This is a genomic window from Psittacicella gerlachiana, assembly GCF_003585965.1.
Taxonomy (GTDB): domain Bacteria; phylum Pseudomonadota; class Gammaproteobacteria; order Enterobacterales; family Psittacicellaceae; genus Psittacicella; species Psittacicella gerlachiana.
This window is the reverse complement of the sequence record NZ_NRJF01000199.1, coordinates 1-1267: the sequence shown is the minus strand read 5'-3', so window position 1 is coordinate 1267 and position 1267 is coordinate 1. Positions and strand designations below refer to the sequence as shown.

The 1267-nt window shown below is 34.6% G+C and carries 1 protein-coding gene; it reads left to right on the top strand.

Features of this window, described 5'->3' with window-relative positions:
* Positions 1-228 precede the first annotated feature (228 nt).
* A complete protein-coding gene (ispH, locus tag CKF59_RS06480; RefSeq protein ID WP_119535132.1) occupies positions 229-1176 on the top strand; it encodes a 4-hydroxy-3-methylbut-2-enyl diphosphate reductase in 948 nt (315 codons plus the stop codon).
* The last annotated feature ends 91 nt before the right edge of the window (positions 1177-1267 follow it).

Genomic DNA, 1267 nt, shown 5'->3' with positions numbered 1-1267 from the left:
TTTTAAAATCGGACTTTGTGCAAATGCACTATTTAAGTTGTCTAAATGAAAAAACTTCATACCTAAAACTCGCTGTTAATAGCTGTTATTATTTAGCCCTAGAAGCTACGCCTACTTTTCTAGATTATTAGTAATTTTTGTGAAAGATGTTGTAAAATATATAATCTGAAAAGTACTACCATTTATTATAGCTTTTCTAAAATTCAAAGCTTAGATTTTATATTACTTATGGAAATTATTTTAGCTAATCCTCGTGGCTTTTGTGCGGGAGTAGATCGTGCAATTTCGATTGTAAACCTCGCCTTAGAAAACTTTGATCAACCTATATATGTACGTCATGAAGTAGTACATAACCGTTATGTTGTAGATGATCTGCGTAATCGAGGTGCTATCTTTGTCGAGGAGTTAGATGAGGTTCCTGATGATAGCATTGTTATTTTTTCTGCTCATGGCGTCTCGCAACAAGTACGCCAAGAAGCTAAAAACCGTCAACTAACGGTTTTTGATGCTACCTGCCCTTTAGTGACTAAAGTACATATGCAAGTAAGTAGAGCTGCTCGTAAAGGAGTTAATGCCATTTTAATCGGTCACCAAGGGCATCCTGAAGTTATAGGTACCATGGGACAATATATCTCTGACAACTCTAAAATGATTCTTGTTGAGTCTGTTGCAGATGTAGAGAAATTAACCTTTTCTCAAGACGATCCTTTAACTTATATGACTCAAACGACTTTATCTTTAGATGACACTAAAGAAATTATCGAAGCTCTACGTAATAAATACCCTCATATTGAAGGACCAAGAAAAAACGATATCTGCTATGCAACTACCAATCGTCAAAATGCAGTACGTGATCTCGCTTTACAAGTAGATTTACTCTTTGTCGTAGGTTCAAAGAACTCCTCAAATTCTTCACGTTTAGCGGAATTAGGGAATCGCTTAGGGACCAAGAGCTTTTTAATTGATGGCAAACAAGACATTCAATTATCTTGGCTAGATAATGTAAAAAAAATCGGGATTACCGCCGGTGCTTCTGCTCCAGATATCTTAGTCCAAGAATTAATTACTTTCTTAAAAGAACATGGAGTACAAAAAGTAAGTAATCTTTCGGGTTTAGAAGAAGATGTTTACTTTCAAGTTCCTAAAGAACTGCGCATAAAAGATATTACGGAATAAATAATCCATGGGCTTGAGACTATTTATCATTTCTGACTTAAATTAGAGTAAAATACTCTCATTCCATTCTCAAAATAGTAAAAAAGATCTT

Coding starts and splice junctions, on each gene's coding strand:
- ispH (WP_119535132.1), top strand. CDS start 229: ATGGAAATTATTTTAGCTAATCCTCGTGGCTTTTGTGCGGGAGTAGAT.